The organism is Mycobacterium sp. (genome assembly GCF_036488105.1).
Lineage (GTDB): Bacteria > Actinomycetota > Actinomycetes > Mycobacteriales > Mycobacteriaceae > Mycobacterium.
On the sequence record NZ_DASXHW010000398.1, the window covers coordinates 1 to 3,277 of the forward strand.

Annotated in this window: 2 protein-coding genes; one reads left to right on the forward strand and one right to left on the reverse strand. The window is 65.0% G+C overall.

Annotated elements, in window-relative coordinates; all coding sequences use genetic code 11:
- Nucleotides 1–511: 511 nt before the first annotated feature.
- The gene (locus VGH54_RS21040; protein WP_331514024.1) at nt 512–1,594 is read right to left on the reverse strand and encodes an IS110 family transposase; all 1,083 of its coding nucleotides are present in this window, start codon (nt 1,592–1,594) and stop codon (nt 512–514) included.
- A gap of 344 nt (nt 1,595–1,938) precedes the next feature.
- Between VGH54_RS21040 and VGH54_RS21045 the strand changes: the two genes are divergently transcribed.
- Nucleotides 1,939–3,120 (forward strand): IS110 family transposase, encoded by a 1,182-nt coding sequence (locus tag VGH54_RS21045; RefSeq protein WP_422656396.1) that lies wholly within the window; start codon nt 1,939–1,941, stop codon nt 3,118–3,120.
- The last annotated feature ends 157 nt before the right edge of the window (nt 3,121–3,277 follow it).

The window sequence follows — 3,277 nt, forward strand, 5'->3', positions numbered from 1 at the left end:
GGACCAGGCGTCACAGTGACAAATTATCGCCGGGCCGGAAAGACGTTCCTCACGTCGCGGCGAGTGGCGTGAACGGCAGAAGGGGGCTGCCCTGGAAAAGTGGACACGCGCGTGAGACAAACCGGTGTGGACATCACGTGAGACAACTTGCATCGCCGCACGTCAAGGCCTCGCAATTGGACACGGGATTTGAGAACCTGATATGTAGGCACTGTTGTCAAGAGGGTAGGTGAAAGCCGCCCCGGCTGAGAGTCGGGGCGGCTTTCGTTTTGGCTGGCTTGGTGAGGGCGTCGGCGGTCGTTGCTCACGACGGTGGTGTCAGGCTGATATGCGCGGGTTGGGTACCGCAGGACGATGATTCGGATGTGAACGTTACTGCTGTCTACAGGCGAGCATCACGGACGCTGATTGTTGAATCACGTTGTGGCTCATAGGTTCTTTGCAGGTTGGTTCACTCACCGCGCCGACGCTTTGATTACCTGGGTCAGCCAAGCTTTCGATGTTGGCTTGCCTATTGCATGGTGGCCAGGGACCAGCACCAGCCGGCGAGTTCGCGGGCGATCGCGACATTGGCGACGAGCGGGTTTTTGCCGCGTTCGGTGAAACTGCGCCACCGCTTGTTGAGGCGGCGGTTGCCGGCGTGGCCGCGAGCCCGAAGTGCCGGGTCGACTTTCGCCCAGCGGGCCCGCAGGCTGGGTCCGGAGGTGCTGTAGGACTTGCGGTGATGCCAGGCCGATTCGATGAGTAGCCGTCGTACATGGGTGTTGCCCGCCTTGGTGATCGATCCTTGGGTCCGAGAGCTTCCCGAGGAGTACTCAGACGGCACCAAGCCGACGTAGGCGCCGATTGTGGAGCCGGTGAAGCGCGACCAATCACCGATTTCCACCGTCAGCGCCAGACCGGTTAGAGCGGAGATGCCCCGCAGACAGCCCAGCCGGTTGACCGGATCGGCGAATCGCGGCGAAGCGGCCACCGCCATGATCTGCTCGTCGAGGCGATCCCGCGCCGCCGTGGCCGCCAGCACAGCGTCGAAACCGTGGTCGAACGCGGCTTTAAGGTGGACGTCGTCGAAGCGGTGCCGTCGCAGCCATTGCTCGTGCACGCCGGTCCACGGTGTGCCACCGTAATACACGATCCCTTGCCGCAGAAGCAGTTTCGATAGCCGGTGGCGCACCCGCATCAGATCGGCGCGGGCATCTTCACGGGCACGCACCAGGTCGCGGACCGCCTCGATTTCCCGCTCCGGCACCCTCACCGCGGTGATCTCACCCAACCGCAGCAGCCTGGCCAGATGCGCAGCGTCGCGGGCGTCGGTCTTGACTCGGTCCCCAGCCGGGCGCTGCAGCTTCGACGGCGCGGCGACCACACATTCCATCCCGGCCCCGTTGATCGCCCGTGCCAACCCGAAGCCGGTCGGACCCGCCTCATAGGCCACCCGCACCGGGGCCCGCAGCTGATGCAACCAGCCCAGCACCTCGCCGTAATCCGGGCACAGCCGCGCCCGAGCGAGCTTTCCTGTTTCCTCATCGACGGCATGCGCCACCACCGAAAGCGCATGCACATCCAACCCAACGCTCGTACCCTGAACAATCACCGGAGGCCTCCTGATCTGCAAATGTGGCTCTACCAGCGCGAGTGTTCACCCCACGCCGGCAACCCACGAATCGTTTTGCAGCACGAGGCCTTCGGCCTCAGCTAGCCCCCATACCAACTTGTTCAATAACGGTCAGGTCATCGGGGTCTGCAGCCACGATGTCCTAGGTGCCGGTTCGGGATCGCTCGCCCTCATACCTGCCGCCCTACTGGGTTGGCTCTTAGACGGCTTGCGTCCCGGGTCGGTGCCGCCGGCTGGGAGTGGCTGAAGAGAGGCCTGCAAAGCCGAAAGTTGGTGTGCCCTCCCGCTACTCATGTTCATTGAGCACAGGAGGAAAATACGCCGTGACTGGAGCACCATTTAGCGATCGTGTCGTGATCGCCGTTGACCCGCATAAGGCATCGTGGACCGCGGCCGCTGTCGACTCCTCGCTGCAACCGCTGGACGTCATTCGGGTCCCGGTGAGCCCGCAGGGCTACCGCCAGCTGCGAGGATTCGCTCAACGGTGGAGAGACTGCGGCTGGGCGATCGAAGGCGCGGCCGGTCTGGGCGCCCCACTGACCCAGCGGTTGACCGCCGACGGCATCGATGTGGTGGATGTACCGGCCAAACTCGCTGCCCGGGTCCGGGTGCTGTCTACCGGGCACGGCCGCAAAACTGACGAAGCCGACGCGGTCTCGGTAGGCGTCGCCGCCCTGACCGCCACCCGGCTCAACACCGCCACCATCGATGCGGCCATCACCGCCCTGCGCGCCCTGGTAGAACACCGTGACGACCTGGTCAAGACCCGCACCCAAACCATCAATCGCCTACACGTGCTGCTCGCTCACCTCATACCCGCGGGTGCCCCACGCGGGCTGACCGCTGATCGCGCCGCTGAGATGCTGCGTCGAATACGACCCCGCGACCCCGCAGTCAAGACGTTGCGTGGCCTGGCCGGCGACCTCGTCGGCGAGATCCGCCAGCTCGACCGTCGTATCGCCAAAGCCGCCAGCGACATCCAGACCGCCGTCGACACATCGGGCAGCACCCTGACCGAACTCAGCGGCATCGGCACGCTCAACGCCGCCAAGATCCTGGCCCGTGTCGGCATGATCCAGCGATTCCGTTCAGCCGATGCGTTCGCCTCCTATACCGGCACCGCGCCTATCGCGGCATCCTCCGGTGACGTGACTCGCCATCGCCTCTCCCGCGCAGGAGACCGCCAGCTCAACTGTTGTTTGCACACTATGGCGATCACCCAAATCGCCCGCGACACTCCCGGACGGACGTACTACCGAAAGAAGCGAGCCGCCGGCAAGAGCCACCGAGAAGCATTGCGCTGCCTCAAACGACGCCTCTCCGACGCCGTCTACCGCCAGCTCCTACACGACGCGACGACGGGAGCGGGGGCAGGCCCGGCGGGACACGCGGGGGCGACTCTAGCGTCCAGCGCGGCCGGCTCACACCCCTTCACCAGCACTTCGGACAAGTCACTCACCGGGCCGGCCAACCGCCACCATACAACCGGCGGCCACAACGTTTGACACAGAGAGGCGCCGTCTACCCCCGAGCAACAGCGTGCGGCCATGCGAATTGCCAACCGTCAGGCCGTCGTTCACTTCGCAACCTGGGCGGCAAGTGGCGTCGTGTTCGTCTTGCTCAACCTAGATTCCGGCGGCGGCGTGGCCTGCGTGATCGGGG